This is a genomic window from Enterobacter sp. BNK-16, from assembly GCF_048684955.1.
Taxonomy (GTDB): Bacteria; Pseudomonadota; Gammaproteobacteria; order Enterobacterales; family Enterobacteriaceae; genus Enterobacter; species Enterobacter bugandensis.
Genome location: NZ_JBLQTQ010000001.1, coordinates 1 through 21,941, shown reverse-complemented (window position 1 = coordinate 21,941; position 21,941 = coordinate 1). Strand labels below are relative to the sequence as shown.

Below are 21,941 nucleotides of genomic sequence, written 5' to 3'. Positions count from 1 at the left end.
TATGTGGATTGGCATAATTAGCCTGTTTCCTGAAATGTTCCGCGCGATTACCGATTACGGGGTAACTGGCCGGGCAGTAAAGAATGGCCTGCTGAGCATCCAGAGCTGGAGTCCTCGTGACTTTACTCATGACCGGCACCGTACCGTGGACGATCGTCCTTACGGCGGCGGACCGGGGATGTTAATGATGGTGCAACCCTTACGGGACGCCATTCACACAGCAAAAGCCGCGGCAGGTGAAGGCGCAAAGGTGATTTATCTGTCACCTCAGGGACGCAAGCTTGATCAAGCGGGCGTGAGCGAACTGGCGACGAATCAAAAGCTGATTCTGGTCTGTGGTCGTTACGAAGGGATAGATGAGCGCGTAATTCAAACCGAGATTGACGAAGAATGGTCTATCGGCGATTACGTTCTCAGCGGTGGTGAGTTACCGGCAATGACGCTGATTGACTCCGTCGCCCGGTTTATTCCGGGGGTTCTGGGCCATGAAGCTTCGGCAACGGAAGATTCCTTTGCCGATGGATTGCTGGACTGTCCACACTATACTCGTCCTGAAGTGTTAGAAGGGATGGAAGTACCGGCAGTGTTACTGTCTGGAAACCATGCCGAGATACGTCGCTGGCGTTTGAAGCAGTCGCTGGGCCGAACCTGGCTTAGAAGACCTGAACTTCTGGAAAACCTGGCTCTGACTGAAGAGCAAGCAAAGTTGCTGGCCGAGTTCAAAACTGAACACGCGCACCAGCAGCATGAACATGATGGGAATGCGTAATACGCTCCCGAATATCAGTTTACCCAGGATAAGAGATTAAATTATGAGCAACATTATTAAGCAACTTGAACAAGAGCAGATGAAGCAGGACGTACCTTCCTTCCGTCCAGGTGACACCGTGGAAGTGAAAGTATGGGTTGTTGAAGGTTCCAAAAAACGTCTGCAGGCATTCGAGGGCGTGGTTATCGCTATTCGTAACCGCGGTCTGCACTCTGCATTCACTGTTCGTAAAATTTCCAACGGCGAAGGCGTTGAGCGTGTCTTCCAGACTCACTCTCCGGTAGTTGACAGCATTGCTGTTAAACGTCGTGGTGCTGTACGTAAAGCTAAACTGTACTACCTGCGTGAGCGTACTGGTAAGTCTGCTCGTATTAAAGAGCGTCTGAACTAAGATTCGCTTAAGCGACATCCTGTTAGAAAGGGCTGGCCGAAAGGCTGGCCCTTTTTTTATCCCATCGCACCTCTCGCATTAACCCTTTCGTCATAAATCATTTACAATGCTTGCCTCTTGAATGGAGGGGAAGTGGATAACGTACTGCATCAGCAAAACCGGAAACGCGCAGCGGCATTGACCGCGCTGTTTGCGATCCTGCTGATCGTGGTGGCACCCCTTATCTCCGTCTCGTTGCAGAAAGACCCAATGAGCGCCATGCCGGGCATGCATCATGACATGAGCATGATGTCGATGGACGAGCATCACGGCGATATGCCGCACACGATGCCTGTCGACCATGCGGAGGCGTGCGGCTACTGCGTGCTGTTAGCCCACGTGCCGGGCGTGATGCTCGCGCTGATTGTGCTGCTCAGTATCGTGCTGCAGAGGCTTCGCGTTAAGCCGCCACGTCAGGCGGTCAGCCACTGGCACTTTTTCCCCTGGCTTTACCCTGATACCCGCGCGCCGCCGCGGCAGTCTGCTTTTTCCCTTTAAAAACTCAATCGATAACTTTTTGCCTTAAAAAGGAAAAGTATGACTACCTGCACTCCGCGCGCGGCATGGGGAAACCTGCTGCGTCGCCTCCATTTCTACGTCGGGCTATTTGTCGGCCCGTTTATCTTCTTCGCCGCGCTGACCGGTACGCTGTACGTGGCGACCCCGCAGCTCGAGAATGCGCTCTACCGGCACGCGCTCCATACGGATTCCGTGGGCGAGCCGAAGCCGCTGGCGGAACAAATCGCCACGGCGGAAAAGGCCGTTGGCTCAGATTTGCGTTTGCACGCCGTTCGCCCGGGGCTGGTTGAAGGTGAAACCACCCGCGTGATGTTTGCTGACCCGACGCTGGGGCCTTCGGAAAACCGGGCGATCTTTATCGATCCGGTAAGCCTCACGGTGCTGGGGGATATGACGGTGTACGGCACCAGCGGGATTTTACCGCTGCGTCAGACCATTGATTATCTGCATACCTCTCTGATGCTGGGCGATATTGGGCGGCTCTATAGCGAACTGGCCGCTTCCTGGATGTGGGTGGCCGCACTGGGAGGGATTGCCCTGTGGTTTTATACCCGACCAAAACGCCGGATTAACAATCGCTTCCAGAACCGCCGTCGGGTGCATGTGACGCTCGGATGGATATTACTGGGGGGCATACTGCTCTTCTCTGCAACCGGCCTGACCTGGTCCCAGTGGGCGGGCGGGAACGTGGATAAGCTGCGTGCAGAGATGAACTGGCTCACCCCGCAGGTGAACACGACGCTATCCGGCCAACATGAGGTCGTGGATGAACATGCCGAACACCGTGGCCATCACGGCGGAATGGTGATGCCGGAAATGGCGATGGATCTGACGCGGTTTGACGGCGTGTTGAGCGCGGCGCGTAAAGCGGGGATTGATGCCAACAGGCTGGAGATCCGCCCGGCGAAAACAATGGATCGCGCATGGACAGTGACGGAAATCGACCGCAGCTGGCCGACTCAGGTGGACGCCGTTGCGGTTGATCCCGGTACGATGCAGATCCTCGACAGAACCCGATTCGAGGACTTCCCGCTCATGGCAAAGCTGACCCGCTGGGGCGTGGATTTCCATATGGGGATCTTATTCGGGCTGGTGAATCAGCTGCTGCTCGTTGCTTTCGGCCTTGCCCTGTGCGTGCTTATCATCTGGGGATACCGGATGTGGTGGATGCGTCGTCCGGCACAGTCGGCAATGAATCCGGTGCAGACGCTTACTCAGAGCTGGCTGGCGCTGTCAGGGTGGGGAAGAGGTGTTACCGTGGTCATCAGCGCACTGCTGGGGCTGGCTTTGCCTGTGATGGGCGTGAGTCTGGCGCTGTTTGTTCTGATTGACTGGCTGCGCTGGCGAGCGGCAACAGGCGTGTCGCTCACCGAATCATCCGCTAAATAATCCTATGGCGCGCTGATAACCACTGACACCCGGCGGTTTTCAGCGCGCCCTTGTGCAGTGCTGTTGCTCGCAATCGGATATTTTTGGCCTAATCCCCGGGTGGTGAGATTGCTGCGCGGGATATTCGCGCCCTTCGCCCACGCGTCGGCCACGGCATTGGCGCGTTTTAACGACAGGGCTTCGTTGTAGCTTGCTTCACCGTAATTATCCGTATGACCGTCCATTCGCGCGTGATTCAGGCCAGTTTTCGCCAGACGAGAGGCCATGGACTGGATCTGTGTTTCACTTTCCGGACGCAGTCTGGCGTCATTCTTATCAAAGAGGATGGTGTCCGACATACCAAGCGACCAGTCGCCGTTCAGTTCGTTAAAACCGTATGACTTCATCGCCGCGATTTGCTCAGGAGTAAATTTGCCCTGGGGCGGCGACTGACAGCCTGCCAGAACCAGTGAGGCCATAACTAACGGCGCGAAGTAACGTTTTAACATAGTGTATCCTTTCTAACTTATTGTTTTCGTACGCTGGTTTTTAACCTGGTACATGTTGCGGTCAGCCCTCTCCAGTAATGCTTCCACGGAAGCATTTTCCCACGCCAGAGCAAAGCCAATGCTGAGTGACATCGATGCTTTTTGTCCGTTATGCAGATCAAACGGACGGATAAACTGCTGCGCTAGCGCAGCACAAATGTGTTGAACCTCTGGTTCAGAATGCACCCCGTACAGCACCATGGCAAATTCGTCACCGCCAAGGCGGTAGGACTGATGGCGTTTATCGCCAAATTCCATCATCCTGCTGGCGACTTCAATCAGCACGCAGTCTCCTGCCGCGTGTCCCCAGGTGTCGTTAATAAACTTAAAATTATCACCGTCGAGAAAGAGCAGGGCCGAGTTTGTTTTTGCCGAGGGGTCATTCATTAATGCCGCAATACTGTTACGAAACGCAGCGCGGTTAGCAAGACCGGTGAGCGGGTCGTGCATGGCGGTACGAAGCAGCTGAGCGTTTTTCGCCTGTAGCTTAAGCTGCCACTCCTCCATCTCGTCCAGCAGGCTGTTAAAGTCTTCTCCAAACTGATGGAATTCTTCAATGCGCCCATCTTTCACCCGACGGGAAAAGTTGCGATTGGTGCGGACGTCATGCACAACGTCGGTGATATTTTGCAGCGCCGTGACCATGCCGCGGTGCAGAGACTGGGTAATGGTGAGCGCGACGACGGTTGCAAAAAGAATACAGCCGGTGAGGACGGCAAACGACATCCAGATGAAATGGCTGATAAGGCTGTCACGCGCGGTAAGACGTATTTCACCTATCTTCGCGCCGTTGTGCAGGATGGGCTGCGCAACCGGAACGGGGAAAAGCCAGCGGCTGACCAGCGCCCCCAGCGTGTCGTTATTATCCTTCGGGTTCCAGGACCAGTAGGCAAAGCGCTTTTTATGCCCGTTGATGACTTCTGCTGCGGCAAACTGCCCCTGCTTACCCAGCGCAGCGAGCGTTTCATTGGCGGCCAGTGAATCGTTGAAAACCAGAGAGGCTTCAAGGCTGTGGCTCATTGTGGCGCCGGTTAATTCGAGATTTTTTTGCGCGTATTGTTTTAATGTTACGACCGAGGCAAAACAGAGCAACAGCCATATTAACGTCATTGTGATGATGACGCTTATCATGCTGTTTCGCCTCAGCGTTCTTTTAAACGTCGGACGCTGCGTCGAGATGAAATCTTTATCCATGCTGCTTATTCCGTGCAAGCATCAATACATCCGGGTTAACCCTGACGCCACTGCGTGTCAACGCATCCAGATTGACGGAAAATCGCACCTGGCCACGATCGATTATCAGGCAAAAGGCGCTGCCAATAACACATTCCGGATTTTGCTCTGAGATTAATAGCAATGCTCTGCCCTGATATTGACTTATTAATTCAAGTTGTTTCGCAGGTGGTTCAGTCCCGAAATAAACAGCATCGCATGTCGCGGCCAGGGCTTCCCGATCGTTACGTACAATAACGGGGGTATAAGGTAACTCGTTATGCCCCTGGTTTTCGCTGAGCGCGTGCGTATAGTGAGAAGTGGCATAGATGCAGAGTTTAGGCTGACCGGAAAGCGACGGCCATCGCGTATAGCTCACTATGCCTGAGACAATAGAACGTACCGATTTATCTGTCTCCGAGAGCGCGCCTGCCATCGCCGGGCCCACCATAAGGAACAGCATTAGCACCAGAGTGAGTCGGAACAAAGAGTTCAAGTATAAATTTCTCACCAGAATCCGCCGTACCGCTCCGGAAATAGATGTCCTTAAGAGTTGCGGGCAGAATACCATTGTTTATCAGAACCGTCATTATGTCAGAAATAGCCCATGGCTGACCTAAGCTAAATCCTACAGTTGTTTATTTTCCAAAGAATAAAAGCAGACTTAATTAAGCCTGCTGGAACGCATACTTTCATCCATTCCTTTTTGCCATGACGCATGCAGTTTCGCTGCATTTTCAACAGTATCACAACTGGCTGGATAAGATTTGCCCGCTAATCCCCATGCATGAATAAAGCCTTCTTCACACACTTTCTTCTGACCATCAGCATAGCCGCGAAGATATTCATTATGATCGACGTGGGGGTCGTTAAAACTATCGGCCAGGGTCTGGTTATCTTTAACCGGCAGGCCATTTATGGCGTCTTCTTTACCCGCGCTGAACCAGTCCGGGCTCGTCCAGTTGGGCTGGAAAGTGTAAGGATTAATCTGGCAGCCCGATAAAAACAGCGCCAGCAGGACGAAAGCAATCGATCGCATAACCCTTCTCCTTTTTCTTCAGCATAGCCTGGCGGAAGAAATTTAGAGTGTAATTTAAAGTTTACGATTTTAGCGGCTGATTTTTGCCTCTATTGTGCGACTGTAAACTAATATGTACGTATTTTGGATTGAAATGTTTACTTTTTATGGTATCGTGGTTTCACCTCACTGAGGAAAACAACTATCGCAAACGAGCTTTACAGGATCGCTATCATGCAAAAAGACGCGCTGAACAACGTACATATCACTGACGAACAGGTTTTGATTACCCCGGATCAACTGAAAGCGGAGTTTCCGCTGAGCGCCGCGCAGGAGGCTCAGATCGAGCACTCTCGCCAGACCATTTCTGACATTATCTCCGGCCGCGATCCGCGCCTGCTGGTGGTTTGTGGTCCTTGCTCTATTCACGATCCTGAAACCGCCATTGAGTATGCGCGTCGATTTAAAGCATTAGCGGAGGAGGTCAGCGATAGCCTCTACCTGGTGATGCGCGTCTATTTTGAAAAGCCACGCACGACGGTTGGCTGGAAAGGATTGATCAACGATCCGCACATGGATGGCTCGTTTGATGTGGAAGCAGGCCTGAAGATTGCGCGTCGCCTGCTGGTGGAACTGGTCAGCATGGGGCTGCCGCTGGCAACCGAAGCGCTGGATCCAAACAGCCCGCAATACCTGGGCGATCTGTTTAGCTGGTCCGCAATTGGTGCGCGTACGACTGAATCGCAAACCCACCGTGAGATGGCGTCTGGGCTGTCGATGCCGGTTGGCTTCAAAAATGGTACCGATGGCAGCCTGGCGACGGCGATCAACGCCATGCGCGCCGCCGCCATGCCGCACCGCTTTGTTGGGATCAACCAGGCGGGCCAGGTGTGCCTGCTGCAAACGCAGGGCAACCCGGACGGTCATGTGATCCTGCGCGGCGGTAAAGCGCCAAACTACAGCCCGGCGGACGTGGCACAGTGTGAAAAAGAGATGGAACAGGCGGGACTGCGTCCGGCACTGATGGTAGATTGCAGTCATGGTAATTCGAATAAAGATTACCGTCGCCAGCCAGCGGTTGCGGAATCCGTGGTCGCACAGATCAAAGACGGAAACCGTTCGATTATCGGCCTGATGATTGAGAGCAACATTCATGAAGGTAATCAGTCATCAGAACAGCCGCGCAGCGCGATGAAGCACGGCGTCTCCGTGACGGATGCCTGCATCAGCTGGGAAACCACCGATGCGCTGCTGCGTGAGATCCATAAAGATTTAAGCGGCCAGCTGGCGACGCGTCTGGCTTAAGAGGGTAGTTATGGTTGCTGAATTGACCGCACTGCGCGATCAAATTGATGAAGTGGATAAGGCGCTGCTGGACCTGCTGGCGCGCCGTATGGCGCTTGTTGCCGAAGTCGGTGAGGTGAAAAGCAAATACGGCCTGCCGATTTACGTCCCGGAGCGCGAAGCCTCAATGCTGGCCTCCCGTCGTAAAGAGGCGCAGGCGCTGGGCGTTTCGCCGGATTTGATTGAAGATGTTCTGCGTCGCGTGATGCGGGAATCCTATTCCAGCGAAAACGACAAGGGCTTTAAAACCCTCTGTCCGTCCCTGCGTCCGGTGGTGATTGTTGGCGGAGCTGGGCAGATGGGGCGTCTGTTCGAGAAAATGCTGACGCTTTCTGGCTATCAGGTGCGCATTCTGGAAAAAGAGGACTGGGCACAAGCACCGGAACTGATGAAAGATGCCGGAATGGTTATCGTCAGCGTGCCGATCCACGTGACGGAGCAGATCATCGGGAAGCTTCCTCCTTTACCAAAAGACTGCATTCTGGTGGATCTGGCTTCCGTTAAAAACGGTCCTCTGCAGGCGATGCTGGCTGCGCATACGGGCCCGGTGCTCGGGCTGCACCCGATGTTTGGCCCGGACAGCGGCAGCCTGGCGAAGCAGGTGGTGGTTTACTGCGACGGCCGTCAGCCTGAAGCCTATCAATGGTTCCTGGAACAGATTCAGGTCTGGGGCGCGAGGCTGCACCGCATCAGCGCGGTCGAGCACGATCAGAACATGGCGTTCATTCAGGCGCTGCGCCACTTTGCGACCTTTGCCTACGGCCTGCATCTGGCGGAAGAGAACGTGCAGCTTGAACAGCTGCTGGCGCTCTCTTCACCGATCTATCGTCTTGAGCTGGCGATGGTCGGGCGTCTGTTTGCGCAGGATCCCCAACTTTACGCCGACATCATCATGTCGTCTGAAAATAATCTGGCGCTGATCAAGCGCTACTATCAGCGCTTTGGCGAAGCTATTACGCTGCTGGAGCACGGAGACAAGCAGGCGTTTATCGACAGCTTCCGCAAAGTGGAGCACTGGTTCGGCGATTACGCCACTCGTTTCCAGAGTGAAAGCCGCACGCTGTTGCGTCAGGCAAATGACAGTCGCCAGTAATCCAATGATGTATATACTGAAAGCCAGCAATGCTGGCTTTTTTCATTTTGGGGAACTGTCATGGCTGAACCGCAGCTGCTGTTGAACTACACCGGGCATCTGCCCGAATGCCCGACGTGGAGCGCAGAAGAAAATGCGCTTTACTGGGCTGATATTCTGGAAGGGGAGATCCACCGCTATCACCTGCCGACGGCGGAACATACCGTGCTTTCCTTCCATGAAGAGGTGGGCTGCTTTGCCCTGCGTGAGCGAGGCGGTTTTATCGTCGCTATGCGCAACGGCATCTGGCTTGCCGATAAGCATGGGCTCCTGCAGCGCAAGGTGTGCGATAACCCCTCAAACCCGCAGCTCGCACGTTTTAATGATGGGGGTACCGACCATAAGGGCCGGTTCTATGCGGGCACGTTCTGGGGGCCGGGAGATTACAACGGTGCCCTGCTGATGCGCATCGACAACGACCTGACGCCGAAAGTGATCCAGTGCGATATTCACGGGCACAACGGCTTAGCGTTTACCCCGGATAAACAGTGGATGTTTACCTCAGACACGCCAAACGGCGTAATTTACCGCACGCCGCTTAACGAGCAGGGCGAACCCGGCAGGCGTGAGGTATTTCGTCAGTTTAACGCGGGAGAAGGGATACCGGACGGTGCGGCGATGGATGTGGAAGGCTGCTACTGGAGCGCGCTGTTTGACGGCTGGCGTATCGCGCGTTTTTCTCCACAAGGGGAGCAACTGGAAGAATACCGCATGCCGGTGCGTTGCCCGACGATGGTCTGCTTTGGCGGCGATGATATGAAAACGCTGTTCATTACCACCACGCGGGAAAATATGGATGCGGAGGAGGTGGCGAAGTATCCGCTTTCCGGAGCCGTCTTCACCCTGCCGGTTAATGTGGCAGGGATGAAGAAAAGCCGTTTTATCGAATGCTAGCTTGGATCGACCGGGACGACGTTTTCGCTCGGATAGCAGCCCAGCACTTTCATTGAACGGGTAATTTCACCCAGTTCGCGCAGGGCTTTCTGCATGGATGCAGATTCCAGGTTGGCCTGGATATCGAGGTAAAACATCTCTTCCCAAGGATTACCGTGGATTGGGCGTGATTCCAGCCTGGTCATGATCAAATTGTGGTTGCGCAGCACCAGCAGGGCTTCTACCAGCGCGCCCGCCTGCTGGCCGGTCGCCATCAGCAGCGTGGTTTTCGCCGGCACCTGGTCTGACACGTTGATTGCCTTGCGGGCCAGCACCACGAAGCGGGTGATGTTTTGCGTCTGGTTAGCAAGATTGCGTTCCAGAACCTGTAAGCCATACAGCGCGCCGCCCGCTTCGCTGCCGAGCGCAGCAACGGTTGGGGAGTTGGCTTGCGCTACTTTTTCCATTGCCGCCGAGGTGCTTTCGGTGTACTCAATTTTCCAGTTCGGATAGCGGTTCAGGAACTGGCTACACTGCTGGAAAGGCTGCGGATGGCTGTAGACCGTTTCGATCGTGTTCAGGTCCGTTGAACCGGAGACCAGCACGCAGTGATCGATAGGGATCGTCAGCTCGCCGACCAGCGACAGGCTGGTGTGCTGCAGTAAATCGTAGACGTCGTTGATGGCACCGGAACTGGTGTTTTCAATCGGCACGACGGCGTAATCCGCCTGGCCGGTCTCAACCTGGTTAAAAATATCGGCGAATTTTGCGCAGCCGCTCTCAATAAACTCTTCAAAATGACGTGCGGCATACTGGCGTGCGGCCAGATGAGAGTAGGAGCCTTTAGGCCCGAGGAAGGCGATGCGCGCCGAGTGCGGGTTGGTTTTATTGAGATGCTGCTGGAGTAGCGCTTGCTGGGTCAGAACGGAATCTTCGATGATGAGCTGGAACAGCCGGGTGATGTAGTGGGCATCGAGGTGATGCGCTTTGCCGAGCTGGATGAGACGTTCCAGCAGATCCCGCTCGCGGTCGATGTCACGGACCGGACGATGGGAGTCCAGCTTAGCTTTGCCCACTTCAACGGCGAGGGCGCGACGTTCGGCCAGCAGCGCCAGTAATTTTTCATCCAGCGCGCTGATTTTTACTCGCAGATCCAGTAACGGGTTTTCCGGTGTCATAGTGTTGCCTGTCTCATTTTATCGTTATCAATAAAAAAGGCCCCCCGGTGTGGGAGGCCTTGTTGTTCGTCTTCGCATTCTTTATCACACGACGAAACGCCTCCCGTTCAGGGGAAGGTAAAAAAGAATGCGAAGAAGAACGGCGTAAGTTTCATAAAGTCATCCTGTGATTGATACCGTTAAAGTACCCGTACTGTTTTCACCCTGTCAATAAAAAACGCGCCCGAAGGCGCGTTGGCGGTACACTCAATTTAAAGGATTACTCTTCTTCAACTTCTTCCGCGAAGCTGGCGTCTTTCACCGACGTTGCGGCGCGACGGGCTTCACCTTTGTGTTGCACTTTATTGAGCTGCCGTTCCAGCTTGTTGATCAAATCGTTGATTGCGGTGTACATATCCTCATGTTTTGCGCTGGCGACCAGATGGCCGTTTGGAGTATTGATAGTTGCGTCAGCGATGAAACCCTGGGGCTCCTTGGACAGGATGATATGTGGATTAATCAAATGTGTTTGCCATTTATCCAGTTTGGCGAGACGGTCTGCGACGTGCTGGCGAATTGCCGGAGTAATTTCCATTTGTTTACTGGTAATGTTCATTGTCATAAATTTTACCTCTTGTCTTTCCGTCTTGGTGATTCCAGCATACCCGACCTAATGTCAAAATGTGTGATTTAGATCACGTTATTTTGTCGGTTTTTGTCAGGGAATCTTTTTTGTGAGGCAGGGCAGGAAGAGATGAGATTTACCTTGTGGAAGGTACGAATTGCGGTCATAGTTGACGGGATGTGTTGAGGCTAAAGCGCTTCAGCGGATGTCTGAATTGAATAAAAAAACGGCAGCCTTCGGGCTGCCGTTTTGCATTGAAGCGATATCAGGTGTTGCTGCTGTTCGCGGCGATGATTTTCGCCACTTTTTCAGCCTGAGCGGTCATCTGCATCTGACGGTAAGCATTTTCCATCAGCTTCAGGCCGTCGCGCGTTGCCTGAGTATCCGGGTAATCACGCAGCATACCTTCTACGCGGTTAACCACGGCAACCCATGCGCCACGGCGGGTATAGTATTCCGCAACGGAGTACTCATATTTCGCCAGACGATCTTTCAGGAACACCAGACGTTTGGTCGCGTCGGTCACGTACTGACTGTTCGGATAGCCGCGCACCAGCTTGGAGAAGTCATTGAAGGCGTCGCGCGCATGCTGCGGGTCACGGTCGGAGCGATCTACGCCGAAGAAGCCCTGCAGGGCGCTGTCGTCCAGCGCCATGTTGGTCAGGCCGCGCATGTACATGACGTAGTCGATGTTAGGATGAGTCGGGTTCAGACGCATGAAACGATCGATAGTTGCCTGAGCCAGCGGCAGATCGGCATTTTTGTAGTAGGCGTAGATAAGATCTAACTGTACCTGCTGCGAATACGGACCAAATGGATAGCGATTATCCAACGCTTCCAGTTGCGTTATCGCCTGTTTCCAGTTACCGTCCTGCAACTTTTGTTGTGCAGTCGCATAGATTTCATTCGGCGGATTGTCAGGGACCTGTTCATTCGAACCGGAGCAGCCCACCAAAGCCAGGCTCAACGTGGCCGCTGCCACCAGATATTTCATGCGCGTCATGACGTTTTGACTTTCCTCAAATGTTTGTCCGGGAGAAACTCTGTTCCTGCTCCCGATTAAGACCAGCTACAATAGCACACTATATTAAACGGCAAAGCCGTAAAACCCAACGTTAAACAAAGAAGCAGTTTATGGCACAACGAGTAGAACTCACCGCAACAGTCTCCGAAAATCAGCTCGGTCAACGCTTAGATCAGGCTTTGGCCGAATTGTTCCCTGATTATTCGCGTTCACGCATAAAAGAATGGATCCTTGACCAGCGCGTGCTGGTAAACGGCAAGATCTGGGACAAACCAAAAGAGAAAGTGTTTGGTGGGGAAGCTGTTGCCATCAATGCTGAAATCGAAGAGGAAATCCGCTTCGAGCCGCAGGATATCCCACTGGACATCGTCTATGAAGATGATGACATTCTGGTGATCAACAAGCCGCGCGACCTTGTTGTTCATCCGGGCGCAGGGAATCCAGACGGTACGGTACTTAACGCACTTCTTCATTATTATCCGCCGATTGCGGATGTCCCACGTGCAGGCATCGTTCACCGTCTGGATAAAGACACCACCGGTCTGATGGTGGTGGCGAAGACCGTTCCCGCTCAAACCCGTCTGGTGGAGTCGCTGCAGCTGCGTGAGATTACTCGCGAATATGAAGCGGTGGCGATTGGACACATGACCGCTGGCGGCACGGTAGAAGAGCCGATCAGCCGTCACCCGACGAAACGTACCCATATGTCGGTGCATCCGATGGGTAAACCGGCGGTGACGCACTATCGCATTATGGAGCACTTCCGTATTCATACCCGCCTGCGCCTGCGCCTGGAAACCGGTCGTACTCACCAGATCCGCGTTCACATGGCGCACATTACCCATCCGCTGGTGGGAGATCAGGTGTACGGCGGTCGTCCGCGTCCGCCAAAAGGCGCGTCGGATGAGTTCATCAGCGTATTGCGTAAATTCGATCGTCAGGCGCTGCACGCGACCATGCTGCGTCTTTATCACCCGATCAGTGGTATCCAGATGGAATGGCATGCGCCTATCCCGCAGGATATGGTGGAACTCATTGATGCCATGCGTGCCGATTTCGAAGAACATAAGGATCAAGTGGACTGGTTATGACCAAACTGATTGTCCCGGAGTGGCCGCTGCCTGCAGGCGTGGCTGCCTGTAGTTCGACCCGTATTGGCGGCGTGAGCCAGGGCGCGTGGGAGTCTTTAAACCTCGGCGCACACTGCGGCGATAGCCTGGAACACGTTGAAGAGAACCGCACGCGTCTGTTTGCTGCGGGAAATCTGCCGTCGAAGCCGGTTTGGCTGGAGCAGGTTCACGGCAAAGCGGTACTGAAGCTGACGGGAGAACCTTACGCTTCCAAACGCGCCGATGCTTCTTACAGTAATACGCCGGGCACGGTTTGTGCCGTAATGACCGCCGATTGTCTGCCGGTTCTGTTTTGTAACCGTGCCGGTACGGAGGTAGCAGCAGCGCACGCGGGCTGGCGTGGCTTATGCGAGGGCGTGCTGGAAGAGACCGTCGCCTGCTTCAATGATGATCCCGCCAATATCATGGCCTGGCTAGGTCCGGCGATTGGCCCTCGTGCTTTTGAAGTGGGGCCGGAGGTTCGCGAAGCATTCATGGAAAAAGATCCGCAAGCCATTGAGGCCTTCCTGCCTGCCGGGGAAAAATATCTGGCGGATATTTACCAGCTTGCCCGCCAGCGTCTGAATAATATTGGCGTAACGCAGATCTTCGGCGGCGATCGCTGTACGTTCACCGAAAAGGGTGATTTCTTCTCCTATCGCCGCGACAAGACGACGGGTCGTATGGCAAGTTTCATTTGGCTGATATAACCTAAAGAATCAAGACGATCCGGCACGTGCCGTTTTCTTTTCACATAATTCAGGTCATTAACCTTGAATAATTGAGGGATGACCTCATTTAATCTCCAGTAGCAAATTTGACCTGTTATGGGAGGAGTTATGCGTCTGGATCGTCTTACTAATAAATTCCAGCTTGCTCTCGCCGATGCCCAGTCCCTTGCACTGGGGCACGACAACCAATTCATCGAACCTCTTCATTTAATGAGCGCCTTGCTGAATCAGGAAGGGGGATCGGTACGTCCTTTATTAACGTCTGCTGGCATTAATGCTGGCCAGTTACGCACCGCTATCGATCAGGCGCTGAGCCGTTTACCGCAGGTAGAAGGTACCGGCGGCGACGTTCAACCGTCGCAGGATCTGGTGCGCGTGCTGAACCTTTGCGACAAGCTGGCGCAAAAACGTGGGGACAACTTTATTTCGTCGGAGCTGTTTGTTCTGGCAGCGCTTGAATCACGCGGTACCTTGACCGACCTACTGAAATCTGCCGGTGCGACCACCGCCAATGTGACTCAGGCGATTGAGAAAATGCGCGGAGGTGAAAGCGTGAACGATCAGGGAGCCGAAGACCAACGTCAGGCTTTGAAGAAATTTACGGTCGATCTGACCGAACGTGCCGAGCAGGGCAAACTTGACCCGGTTATCGGCCGTGACGAAGAGATCCGCCGTACGATTCAGGTACTGCAGCGTCGTACCAAAAACAACCCGGTACTGATTGGTGAGCCGGGGGTCGGTAAAACCGCCATCGTTGAAGGGCTTGCGCAGCGTATCGTAAACGGTGAAGTGCCGGAAGGGTTGAAAGGCCGCCGCGTACTGGCGCTGGATATGGGCGCGCTGGTGGCCGGTGCGAAATACCGCGGTGAGTTTGAAGAGCGTTTGAAAGGCGTGCTTAACGACCTGGCGAAACAGGAAGGCAACGTCATTCTGTTTATCGACGAACTGCACACCATGGTGGGGGCTGGTAAGGCCGACGGCGCGATGGATGCCGGGAACATGCTGAAACCTGCGCTGGCGCGTGGTGAACTTCACTGTGTCGGTGCCACTACACTTGATGAGTATCGTCAGTACATTGAGAAAGATGCCGCTCTGGAACGTCGCTTCCAGAAAGTGTTTGTTGCTGAGCCAAGCGTTGAAGATACCATCGCGATCCTGCGTGGTCTGAAAGAGCGTTATGAACTGCACCACCATGTGCAAATTACTGACCCGGCCATCGTTGCGGCGGCGACGCTTTCGCATCGGTATATCGCCGATCGTCAGTTGCCTGATAAAGCAATCGACCTGATCGATGAAGCGGCGTCGAGCATTCGTATGCAGATTGACTCGAAGCCGGAAGAACTGGACCGACTCGACCGCCGCATCATTCAGCTCAAGCTGGAACAGCAGGCGCTGAAAAAAGAGTCTGATGAAGCCAGTAAGAAACGCCTGGATATGCTCAATGAAGAGCTGGACGATAAAGAGCGCCAATATTCTGAGCTGGAAGAAGAGTGGAAAGCCGAGAAGGCCTCCCTCTCTGGCACGCAGACCATTAAAGCGGAACTCGAACAGGCCAAAATTGCCATTGAGCAGGCTCGCCGTGTGGGTGACCTGGCACGTATGTCTGAACTGCAGTACGGCAAAATCCCTGAGCTGGAGAAACAGCTTGAGATCGCCACGCAGTCTGAAGGCAAAACCATGCGTCTGTTACGTAATAAAGTGACGGATGCCGAAATTGCCGAAGTGCTCGCTCGCTGGACCGGTATTCCGGTGGCGCGCATGATGGAAAGCGAACGCGATAAGCTGCTGCGTATGGAGCAGGATCTGCATCAGCGGGTGATTGGTCAGGACGAGGCGGTTGAAGCGGTCTCCAACGCTATTCGCCGTAGCCGTGCTGGGCTTTCCGATCCAAATCGCCCGATCGGTTCGTTCCTGTTCCTGGGGCCGACCGGTGTCGGTAAAACCGAACTGTGTAAAGCGCTGGCAAACTTTATGTTCGACAGCGACGATGCGATGGTGCGTATCGACATGTCCGAGTTCATGGAGAAACACTCCGTCTCGCGTCTGGTCGGTGCGCCTCCGGGATATGTTGGTTATGAAGAGGGCGGCTACCTGACCGAAGCGGTGCGCCGGCGTCCTTATTCCGTCATCCTGCTGGATGAGGTGGAAAAAGCGCATCCGGATGTGTTCAACATCCTGCTTCAGGTGCTGGATGATGGTCGTCTGACAGACGGGCAGGGGAGAACGGTCGATTTCCGTAATACGGTCGTCATCATGACCTCGAACCTGGGTTCCGATTTGATTCAGGAACGTTTCGGTGAGCTGGACTACAGCCATATGAAGGATCTGGTGCTCGGTGTGGTGAGCCATAACTTCCGTCCGGAGTTCATTAACCGTATTGACGAAGTGGTGGTATTCCATCCTCTGGGTGAGAAACACATTGCGTCGATTGCGCAGATCCAGCTGCAGCGTCTGTACAAACGTCTGGAAGAGCGTGGATATGAAATTCACATCTCCGACGATGCGCTGAAGCTGCTGAGCGAGAATGGTTACGATCCGGTTTATGGTGCGCGTCCACTGAAACGTGCTATTCAGCAGCAGATCGAAAACCCGCTGGCGCAGCAGATCCTCTCCGGAGAACTGATTCCGGGCAAAGTTATCCGTCTGGAAGCCAACGACGATCGTATTGTGGCAGTGCAGTAAGTCACAAAACGCAAAAACGAGCCGCTTGCGGCTCGTTTTTGTTTAAAAACCAGGCGAAAATTGAGGTCTGGGATGCGTTTTGCCTGGAAAGTGAGCAGTCAGTAAATAATTTTCACTTTATCCTTGCAGCTTCGGAATTACTCCCTATAATGCGCCTCCACTGACACGGAACAACGGCACACACGCCGCCGGGTCAGCAGAGAAAAGCGAAACAAACGCTTGACTCTGAAGCGGGAAAGCGTAATATGCACACCCCGCGCCGCAGCGAAAACGAAGCGGCACTGCTCTTTAACAATTTATCAGACAATCTGTGTGGGCACTCAAAGTGACATGGATTCTTAATGTCTTCGGACAATAAATGAATACCAAGTCTCTGAGTGAACATACGTAATTCATTACGAAGTTTAATTCACGAGCATCAAACTTAAATTGAAGAGTTTGATCATGGCTCAGATTGAACGCTGGCGGCAGGCCTAACACATGCAAGTCGAACGGTAGCACAGAGAGCTTGCTCTCGGGTGACGAGTGGCGGACGGGTGAGTAATGTCTGGGAAACTGCCTGATGGAGGGGGATAACTACTGGAAACGGTAGCTAATACCGCATAACGTCGCAAGACCAAAGAGGGGGACCTTCGGGCCTCTTGCCATCAGATGTGCCCAGATGGGATTAGCTAGTAGGTGGGGTAACGGCTCACCTAGGCGACGATCCCTAGCTGGTCTGAGAGGATGACCAGCCACACTGGAACTGAGACACGGTCCAGACTCCTACGGGAGGCAGCAGTGGGGAATATTGCACAATGGGCGCAAGCCTGATGCAGCCATGCCGCGTGTATGAAGAAGGCCTTCGGGTTGTAAAGTACTTTCAGCGGGGAGGAAGGTGTTGAGGTTAATAACCTCAGCAATTGACGTTACCCGCAGAAGAAGCACCGGCTAACTCCGTGCCAGCAGCCGCGGTAATACGGAGGGTGCAAGCGTTAATCGGAATTACTGGGCGTAAAGCGCACGCAGGCGGTCTGTCAAGTCGGATGTGAAATCCCCGGGCTCAACCTGGGAACTGCATTCGAAACTGGCAGGCTAGAGTCTTGTAGAGGGGGGTAGAATTCCAGGTGTAGCGGTGAAATGCGTAGAGATCTGGAGGAATACCGGTGGCGAAGGCGGCCCCCTGGACAAAGACTGACGCTCAGGTGCGAAAGCGTGGGGAGCAAACAGGATTAGATACCCTGGTAGTCCACGCCGTAAACGATGTCGACTTGGAGGTTGTGCCCTTGAGGCGTGGCTTCCGGAGCTAACGCGTTAAGTCGACCGCCTGGGGAGTACGGCCGCAAGGTTAAAACTCAAATGAATTGACGGGGGCCCGCACAAGCGGTGGAGCATGTGGTTTAATTCGATGCAACGCGAAGAACCTTACCTACTCTTGACATCCAGAGAACTTAGCAGAGATGCTTTGGTGCCTTCGGGAACTCTGAGACAGGTGCTGCATGGCTGTCGTCAGCTCGTGTTGTGAAATGTTGGGTTAAGTCCCGCAACGAGCGCAACCCTTATCCTTTGTTGCCAGCGGTCCGGCCGGGAACTCAAAGGAGACTGCCAGTGATAAACTGGAGGAAGGTGGGGATGACGTCAAGTCATCATGGCCCTTACGAGTAGGGCTACACACGTGCTACAATGGCGCATACAAAGAGAAGCGACCTCGCGAGAGCAAGCGGACCTCATAAAGTGCGTCGTAGTCCGGATTGGAGTCTGCAACTCGACTCCATGAAGTCGGAATCGCTAGTAATCGTGGATCAGAATGCCACGGTGAATACGTTCCCGGGCCTTGTACACACCGCCCGTCACACCATGGGAGTGGGTTGCAAAAGAAGTAGGTAGCTTAACCTTCGGGAGGGCGCTTACCACTTTGTGATTCATGACTGGGGTGAAGTCGTAACAAGGTAACCGTAGGGGAACCTGCGGTTGGATCACCTCCTTACCTTAAAGAACCTGCCTTTGCAGTGCTCACACAGATTGTCTGATGAAAAGTAAGCAGCAAGGCGTCTTGCGATTGAGACTTCAGTGTCCCCTTCGTCTAGAGGCCCAGGACACCGCCCTTTCACGGCGGTAACAGGGGTTCGAATCCCCTAGGGGACGCCACTTGCTGGTTCGTGAGTGAAAGTCACCTGCCGTCATATCTCAAAACTGACTTGCGAGTCACGTTTGAGATATTTGCTCTTTAAAAATCTGGATCAAGCTGAAAATTGAAACGACACATCTTTAATGGTGTGTTCGAGTCTCTCAAATTTTCGCAATCAGAAGTGAAACATCTTCGGGTTGTGAGGTTAAGCGACTAAGCGTACACGGTGGATGCCCTGGCAGTCAGAGGCGATGAAGGACGTGCTAATCTGCGAAAAGCGACGGCGAGGTGATATGAACCTTTGACCCGTCGATGTCCGAATGGGGAAACCCAGTGTGATCCGTCACACTATCGTTAACTGAATATATAGGTTAACGAGGCGAACCGGGGGAACTGAAACATCTAAGTACCCCGAGGAAAAGAAATCAACCGAGATTCCCCCAGTAGCGGCGAGCGAACGGGGAGCAGCCCGGAGTCTGAATCAGCTTGTGTGTTAGTGGAAGCGTCTGGAAAGTCGCACGGTACAGGGTGACAGTCCCGTACACGAAAATGCACAGGTTGTGAACTCGAAGAGTAGGGCGGGACACGTGGTATCCTGTCTGAATATGGGGGGACCATCCTCCAAGGCTAAATACTCCTGACTGACCGATAGTGAACCAGTACCGTGAGGGAAAGGCGAAAAGAACCCCGGCGAGGGGAGTGAAAAAGAACCTGAAACCGTGTACGTACAAGCAGTGGGAGCACCTTCGGGTGTGACTGCGTACCTTTTGTATAATGGGTCAGCGACTTATATTCTGTAGCAAGGTTAACCGTATAGGGGAGCCGCAGGGAAACCGAGTCTTAACTGGGCGTTAAGTTGCAGGGTATAGACCCGAAACCCGGTGATCTAGCCATGGGCAGGTTGAAGGTTGGGTAACACTAACTGGAGGACCGAACCGACTAATGTTGAAAAATTAGCGGATGACCTGTGGCTGGGGGTGAAAGGCCAATCAAACCGGGAGATAGCTGGTTCTCCCCGAAAGCTATTTAGGTAGCGCCTCGTGAATTCATCTTCGGGGGTAGAGCACTGTTTCGGCTAGGGGGCCATCCCGGCTTACCAACCCGATGCAAACTACGAATACCGAAGAATGTTATCACGGGAGACACACGGCGGGTGCTAACGTCCGTCGTGAAGAGGGAAACAACCCAGACCGCCAGCTAAGGTCCCAAAGTCATGGTTAAGTGGGAAACGATGTGGGAAGGCACAGACAGCCAGGATGTTGGCTTAGAAGCAGCCATCATTTAAAGAAAGCGTAATAGCTCACTGGTCGAGTCGGCCTGCGCGGAAGATGTAACGGGGCTAAACCATGCACCGAAGCTGCGGCAGCGACACTATGTGTTGTTGGGTAGGGGAGCGTTCTGTAAGCCGTTGAAGGTGTGCTGTGAGGCATGCTGGAGGTATCAGAAGTGCGAATGCTGACATAAGTAACGATAAAGCGGGTGAAAAGCCCGCTCGCCGGAAGACCAAGGGTTCCTGTCCAACGTTAATCGGGGCAGGGTGAGTCGACCCCTAAGGCGAGGCCGAAAGGCGTAGTCGATGGGAAACAGGTTAATATTCCTGTACTTGGTGTTACTGCGAAGGGGGGACGGAGAAGGCTATGTCAGCCGGGCGACGGTTGTCCCGGTTTAAGCGTGTAGGTGTGTGTTCCAGGCAAATCCGGTTCACTTTAACACTGAGGCGTGATGACGAGGCACTACGGTGCTGAAGTGATAAATGCCCTGCTTCCAGGAAAAGCCTCTAAGCATCAGGTAACACGAAATCGTACCCCAAACCGACACAGGTGGTCAGGTAGAGAATACCAAGGCGCTTGAGAGAACTCGGGTGAAGGAACTAGGCAAAATGGTGCCGTAACTTCGGGAGAAGGCACGCTGATATGTAGGTGAAGCCCCTGCGGGCGGAGCTGAAATCAGTCGAAGATACCAGCTGGCTGCAACTGTTTATTAAAAACACAGCACTGTGCAAACACGAAAGTGGACGTATACGGTGTGACGCCTGCCCGGTGCCGGAAGGTTAATTGATGGGGTTAGCGGCAACGCGAAGCTCTTGATCGAAGCCCCGGTAAACGGCGGCCGTAACTATAACGGTCCTAAGGTAGCGAAATTCCTTGTCGGGTAAGTTCCGACCTGCACGAATGGCGTAATGATGGCCAGGCTGTCTCCACCCGAGACTCAGTGAAATTGAACTCGCTGTGAAGATGCAGTGTACCCGCGGCAAGACGGAAAGACCCCGTGAACCTTTACTATAGCTTGACACTGAACACTGGTCCTTGATGTGTAGGATAGGTGGGAGGCTTTGAAGCGTGGACGCCAGTCTGCGTGGAGCCGTCCTTGAAATACCACCCTTTAATGGCTGGTGTTCTAACGTGGACCCGTAATCCGGGTTGCGGACAGTGTCTGGTGGGTAGTTTGACTGGGGCGGTCTCCTCCCAAAGAGTAACGGAGGAGCACGAAGGTTAGCTAATCCTGGTCGGACATCAGGAGGTTAGTGCAATGGCATAAGCTAGCTTGACTGCGAGAGTGACGGCTCGAGCAGGTGCGAAAGCAGGTCATAGTGATCCGGTGGTTCTGAATGGAAGGGCCATCGCTCAACGGATAAAAGGTACTCCGGGGATAACAGGCTGATACCGCCCAAGAGTTCATATCGACGGCGGTGTTTGGCACCTCGATGTCGGCTCATCACATCCTGGGGCTGAAGTAGGTCCCAAGGGTATGGCTGTTCGCCATTTAAAGTGGTACGCGAGCTGGGTTTAGAACGTCGTGAGACAGTTCGGTCCCTATCTGCCGTGGGCGCTGGAGAATTGAGGGGGGCTGCTCCTAGTACGAGAGGACCGGAGTGGACGCATCACTGGTGTTCGGGTTGTCATGCCAATGGCACTGCCCGGTAGCTAAATGCGGAAGAGATAAGTGCTGAAAGCATCTAAGCACGAAACTTGCCCCGAGATGAGTTCTCCCTGAGACTTTAAGTCTCCTGAAGGAACGTTGAAGACGACGACGTTGATAGGCCGGGTGTGTAAGCGCAGCGATGCGTTGAGCTAACCGGTACTAATGAACCGTGAGGCTTAACCTTACAACGCCGAAGCTGTTTTGGCGGTGAGAGAGACGATTTTCAGCCTGATACAGATAACAGAATTTGCCTGGCGGCTTTAGCGCGGTGGTCCCACCTGACCCCATGCCGAACTCAGAAGTGAAACGCCGTAGCGCCGATGGTAGTGTGGGGTCTCCCCATGTGAGAGTAGGGAACTGCCAGGCATCAA

Annotated in this window: 18 protein-coding genes, 1 tRNA gene, 3 rRNA genes and 1 other annotated feature; of the genes, 14 read left to right on the top strand and 8 right to left on the bottom strand. The window is 53.8% G+C overall.

The genetic code is table 11. From position 1 onward, the window contains the following. Position 1 precedes the first annotated feature (1 nt). From trmD to ACMGGH_RS00095, 4 genes are all read left to right on the top strand, one after another. Positions 2-769, top strand: coding sequence for a tRNA (guanosine(37)-N1)-methyltransferase TrmD (gene trmD, locus ACMGGH_RS00110; RefSeq protein WP_014832949.1), 768 nt, complete (start codon positions 2-4; stop codon positions 767-769). Between the two features lie 43 nt (positions 770-812). After that, positions 813-1,160, top strand: a complete 348-nt coding sequence (gene rplS / locus ACMGGH_RS00105; protein WP_002914145.1) for a 50S ribosomal protein L19 — start codon at positions 813-815, stop codon at positions 1,158-1,160. A 132-nt stretch (positions 1,161-1,292) separates the two neighbouring features. Continuing rightward, positions 1,293-1,697 carry a DUF2946 domain-containing protein gene (locus ACMGGH_RS00100; protein ID WP_049136908.1) on the top strand — a complete coding sequence of 135 codons (405 nt, stop codon included), beginning with the start codon at positions 1,293-1,295 and terminating at the stop codon, positions 1,695-1,697. 39 nt (positions 1,698-1,736) lie between these two features. Further along, positions 1,737-3,107 (top strand): PepSY-associated TM helix domain-containing protein, encoded by a 1,371-nt coding sequence (locus ACMGGH_RS00095; RefSeq protein ID WP_232948882.1) that lies wholly within the window; start codon positions 1,737-1,739, stop codon positions 3,105-3,107. A gap of 2 nt (positions 3,108-3,109) precedes the next feature. Here the strand turns inward: ACMGGH_RS00095 and ACMGGH_RS00090 are convergent, their stop codons facing one another. From ACMGGH_RS00090 to ACMGGH_RS00075, 4 genes are all read right to left on the bottom strand, one after another. After that, a complete protein-coding gene (locus tag ACMGGH_RS00090) occupies positions 3,110-3,595 on the bottom strand; it encodes an OmpA family protein (protein WP_028014123.1) in 486 nt (161 codons plus the stop codon). Between the two features lie 12 nt (positions 3,596-3,607). After that, positions 3,608-4,828 carry a diguanylate cyclase DgcN gene (gene dgcN, locus ACMGGH_RS00085; protein WP_232948883.1) on the bottom strand — a complete coding sequence of 407 codons (1,221 nt, stop codon included), beginning with the start codon at positions 4,826-4,828 and terminating at the stop codon, positions 3,608-3,610. Next, positions 4,821-5,282 carry a YfiR family protein gene (locus ACMGGH_RS00080; RefSeq protein WP_370528543.1) on the bottom strand — a complete coding sequence of 154 codons (462 nt, stop codon included), beginning with the start codon at positions 5,280-5,282 and terminating at the stop codon, positions 4,821-4,823. The genes dgcN and ACMGGH_RS00080 overlap by 8 nt, the downstream gene beginning before the upstream one ends. Before the next feature lie 228 nt (positions 5,283-5,510). Next, positions 5,511-5,885, bottom strand: coding sequence for a DUF2799 domain-containing protein (locus tag ACMGGH_RS00075; protein WP_136344229.1), 375 nt, complete (start codon positions 5,883-5,885; stop codon positions 5,511-5,513). A gap of 213 nt (positions 5,886-6,098) precedes the next feature. On the opposite strand from ACMGGH_RS00075, the gene aroF reads away from it, so the two are divergent. From aroF to ACMGGH_RS00060, 3 genes are read left to right on the top strand one after another with little or no spacing between them, the layout of a single operon-like run. After that, positions 6,099-7,169 (top strand): 3-deoxy-7-phosphoheptulonate synthase AroF, encoded by a 1,071-nt coding sequence (gene aroF, locus ACMGGH_RS00070; RefSeq protein WP_136344228.1) that lies wholly within the window; start codon positions 6,099-6,101, stop codon positions 7,167-7,169. A 10-nt stretch (positions 7,170-7,179) separates the two neighbouring features. After that, entirely contained in the window at positions 7,180-8,301 is a 1,122-nt protein-coding gene (gene tyrA, locus ACMGGH_RS00065; protein WP_028014119.1) for a bifunctional chorismate mutase/prephenate dehydrogenase, read from the top strand. 60 nt (positions 8,302-8,361) lie between these two features. Continuing rightward, positions 8,362-9,234, top strand: coding sequence for an SMP-30/gluconolactonase/LRE family protein (locus tag ACMGGH_RS00060; RefSeq protein ID WP_069732809.1), 873 nt, complete (start codon positions 8,362-8,364; stop codon positions 9,232-9,234). Here the strand turns inward: ACMGGH_RS00060 and pheA are convergent. From pheA to bamD, 4 genes are all read right to left on the bottom strand, one after another. After that, positions 9,231-10,391: a bifunctional chorismate mutase/prephenate dehydratase gene (gene pheA / locus ACMGGH_RS00055; RefSeq protein ID WP_028014117.1), complete on the bottom strand. Its 1,161-nt coding sequence runs from the start codon at positions 10,389-10,391 to the stop codon at positions 9,231-9,233. The genes ACMGGH_RS00060 and pheA overlap by 4 nt on opposite strands. A 30-nt stretch (positions 10,392-10,421) precedes the next feature. Next, positions 10,422-10,547: a sequence feature (Phe leader region), on the bottom strand. Beyond that, complete coding sequence (gene pheL / locus ACMGGH_RS00050) at positions 10,499-10,546, bottom strand: pheA operon leader peptide PheL (protein ID WP_100249759.1); 48 nt, start codon at positions 10,544-10,546, stop codon at positions 10,499-10,501. Its footprint overlaps the feature before it by 48 nt. Before the next feature lie 103 nt (positions 10,548-10,650). Beyond that, on the bottom strand, positions 10,651-10,992 hold the full coding sequence (gene raiA, locus ACMGGH_RS00045) for a ribosome-associated translation inhibitor RaiA (RefSeq protein ID WP_003863162.1): 342 nt from the start codon (positions 10,990-10,992) through the stop codon (positions 10,651-10,653). Positions 10,993-11,260: 268 nt separating this feature from the next. Next, entirely contained in the window at positions 11,261-11,998 is a 738-nt protein-coding gene (bamD, locus tag ACMGGH_RS00040; protein ID WP_023308867.1) for an outer membrane protein assembly factor BamD, read from the bottom strand. A gap of 131 nt (positions 11,999-12,129) precedes the next feature. On the opposite strand from bamD, the gene rluD reads away from it, so the two are divergent. The 7 genes from rluD to rrf all read left to right on the top strand — a co-directional run bounded on the left by rluD (position 12,130) and on the right by rrf (position 21,936). After that, on the top strand, positions 12,130-13,110 hold the full coding sequence (gene rluD, locus ACMGGH_RS00035; RefSeq protein ID WP_028014116.1) for a 23S rRNA pseudouridine(1911/1915/1917) synthase RluD: 981 nt from the start codon (positions 12,130-12,132) through the stop codon (positions 13,108-13,110). Next, a complete protein-coding gene (gene yfiH, locus ACMGGH_RS00030) occupies positions 13,107-13,838 on the top strand; it encodes a purine nucleoside phosphorylase YfiH (protein ID WP_041908642.1) in 732 nt (243 codons plus the stop codon). Before rluD ends, yfiH begins: the two co-directional genes overlap by 4 nt. Positions 13,839-13,967: 129 nt before the next feature. Then, on the top strand, positions 13,968-16,541 hold the full coding sequence (gene clpB, locus ACMGGH_RS00025; protein ID WP_041908644.1) for an ATP-dependent chaperone ClpB: 2,574 nt from the start codon (positions 13,968-13,970) through the stop codon (positions 16,539-16,541). 426 nt (positions 16,542-16,967) lie between these two features. After that, positions 16,968-18,507: ribosomal RNA gene (locus tag ACMGGH_RS00020) — 16S ribosomal RNA — on the top strand. A gap of 85 nt (positions 18,508-18,592) precedes the next feature. Continuing rightward, positions 18,593-18,668: transfer RNA gene (locus ACMGGH_RS00015), tRNA-Glu, on the top strand. A 183-nt stretch (positions 18,669-18,851) separates the two neighbouring features. Beyond that, positions 18,852-21,754 (top strand): 23S ribosomal RNA (locus ACMGGH_RS00010). Positions 21,755-21,820: 66 nt separating this feature from the next. After that, positions 21,821-21,936: ribosomal RNA gene (rrf, locus tag ACMGGH_RS00005) — 5S ribosomal RNA — on the top strand. Together the 16S, 23S and 5S rRNA genes with 1 tRNA gene alongside form the textbook arrangement of a ribosomal RNA operon. The last annotated feature ends 5 nt before the right edge of the window (positions 21,937-21,941 follow it).

Bases quoted from the DNA above. Each gene is read 5' to 3' on its own strand.
- trmD (WP_014832949.1), top strand. From the start codon at position 2: ATGTGGATTGGCATAATTAGCCTGTTTCCTGAAATGTTCCGCGCGATT.
- rplS (WP_002914145.1), top strand. From the start codon at position 813: ATGAGCAACATTATTAAGCAACTTGAACAAGAGCAGATGAAGCAGGAC.
- ACMGGH_RS00095 (WP_232948882.1), top strand. From the start codon at position 1,737: ATGACTACCTGCACTCCGCGCGCGGCATGGGGAAACCTGCTGCGTCGC.
- ACMGGH_RS00090 (WP_028014123.1), bottom strand. From the start codon at position 3,595: ATGTTAAAACGTTACTTCGCGCCGTTAGTTATGGCCTCACTGGTTCTG.
- dgcN (WP_232948883.1), bottom strand. From the start codon at position 4,828: ATGGATAAAGATTTCATCTCGACGCAGCGTCCGACGTTTAAAAGAACG.
- ACMGGH_RS00080 (WP_370528543.1), bottom strand. From the start codon at position 5,282: ATGGCAGGCGCGCTCTCGGAGACAGATAAATCGGTACGTTCTATTGTC.
- ACMGGH_RS00075 (WP_136344229.1), bottom strand. From the start codon at position 5,885: ATGCGATCGATTGCTTTCGTCCTGCTGGCGCTGTTTTTATCGGGCTGC.
- aroF (WP_136344228.1), top strand. From the start codon at position 6,099: ATGCAAAAAGACGCGCTGAACAACGTACATATCACTGACGAACAGGTT.
- tyrA (WP_028014119.1), top strand. From the start codon at position 7,180: ATGGTTGCTGAATTGACCGCACTGCGCGATCAAATTGATGAAGTGGAT.
- ACMGGH_RS00060 (WP_069732809.1), top strand. From the start codon at position 8,362: ATGGCTGAACCGCAGCTGCTGTTGAACTACACCGGGCATCTGCCCGAA.
- pheA (WP_028014117.1), bottom strand. From the start codon at position 10,391: ATGACACCGGAAAACCCGTTACTGGATCTGCGAGTAAAAATCAGCGCG.
- raiA (WP_003863162.1), bottom strand. From the start codon at position 10,992: ATGACAATGAACATTACCAGTAAACAAATGGAAATTACTCCGGCAATT.
- bamD (WP_023308867.1), bottom strand. From the start codon at position 11,998: ATGACGCGCATGAAATATCTGGTGGCAGCGGCCACGTTGAGCCTGGCT.
- rluD (WP_028014116.1), top strand. From the start codon at position 12,130: ATGGCACAACGAGTAGAACTCACCGCAACAGTCTCCGAAAATCAGCTC.
- yfiH (WP_041908642.1), top strand. From the start codon at position 13,107: ATGACCAAACTGATTGTCCCGGAGTGGCCGCTGCCTGCAGGCGTGGCT.
- clpB (WP_041908644.1), top strand. From the start codon at position 13,968: ATGCGTCTGGATCGTCTTACTAATAAATTCCAGCTTGCTCTCGCCGAT.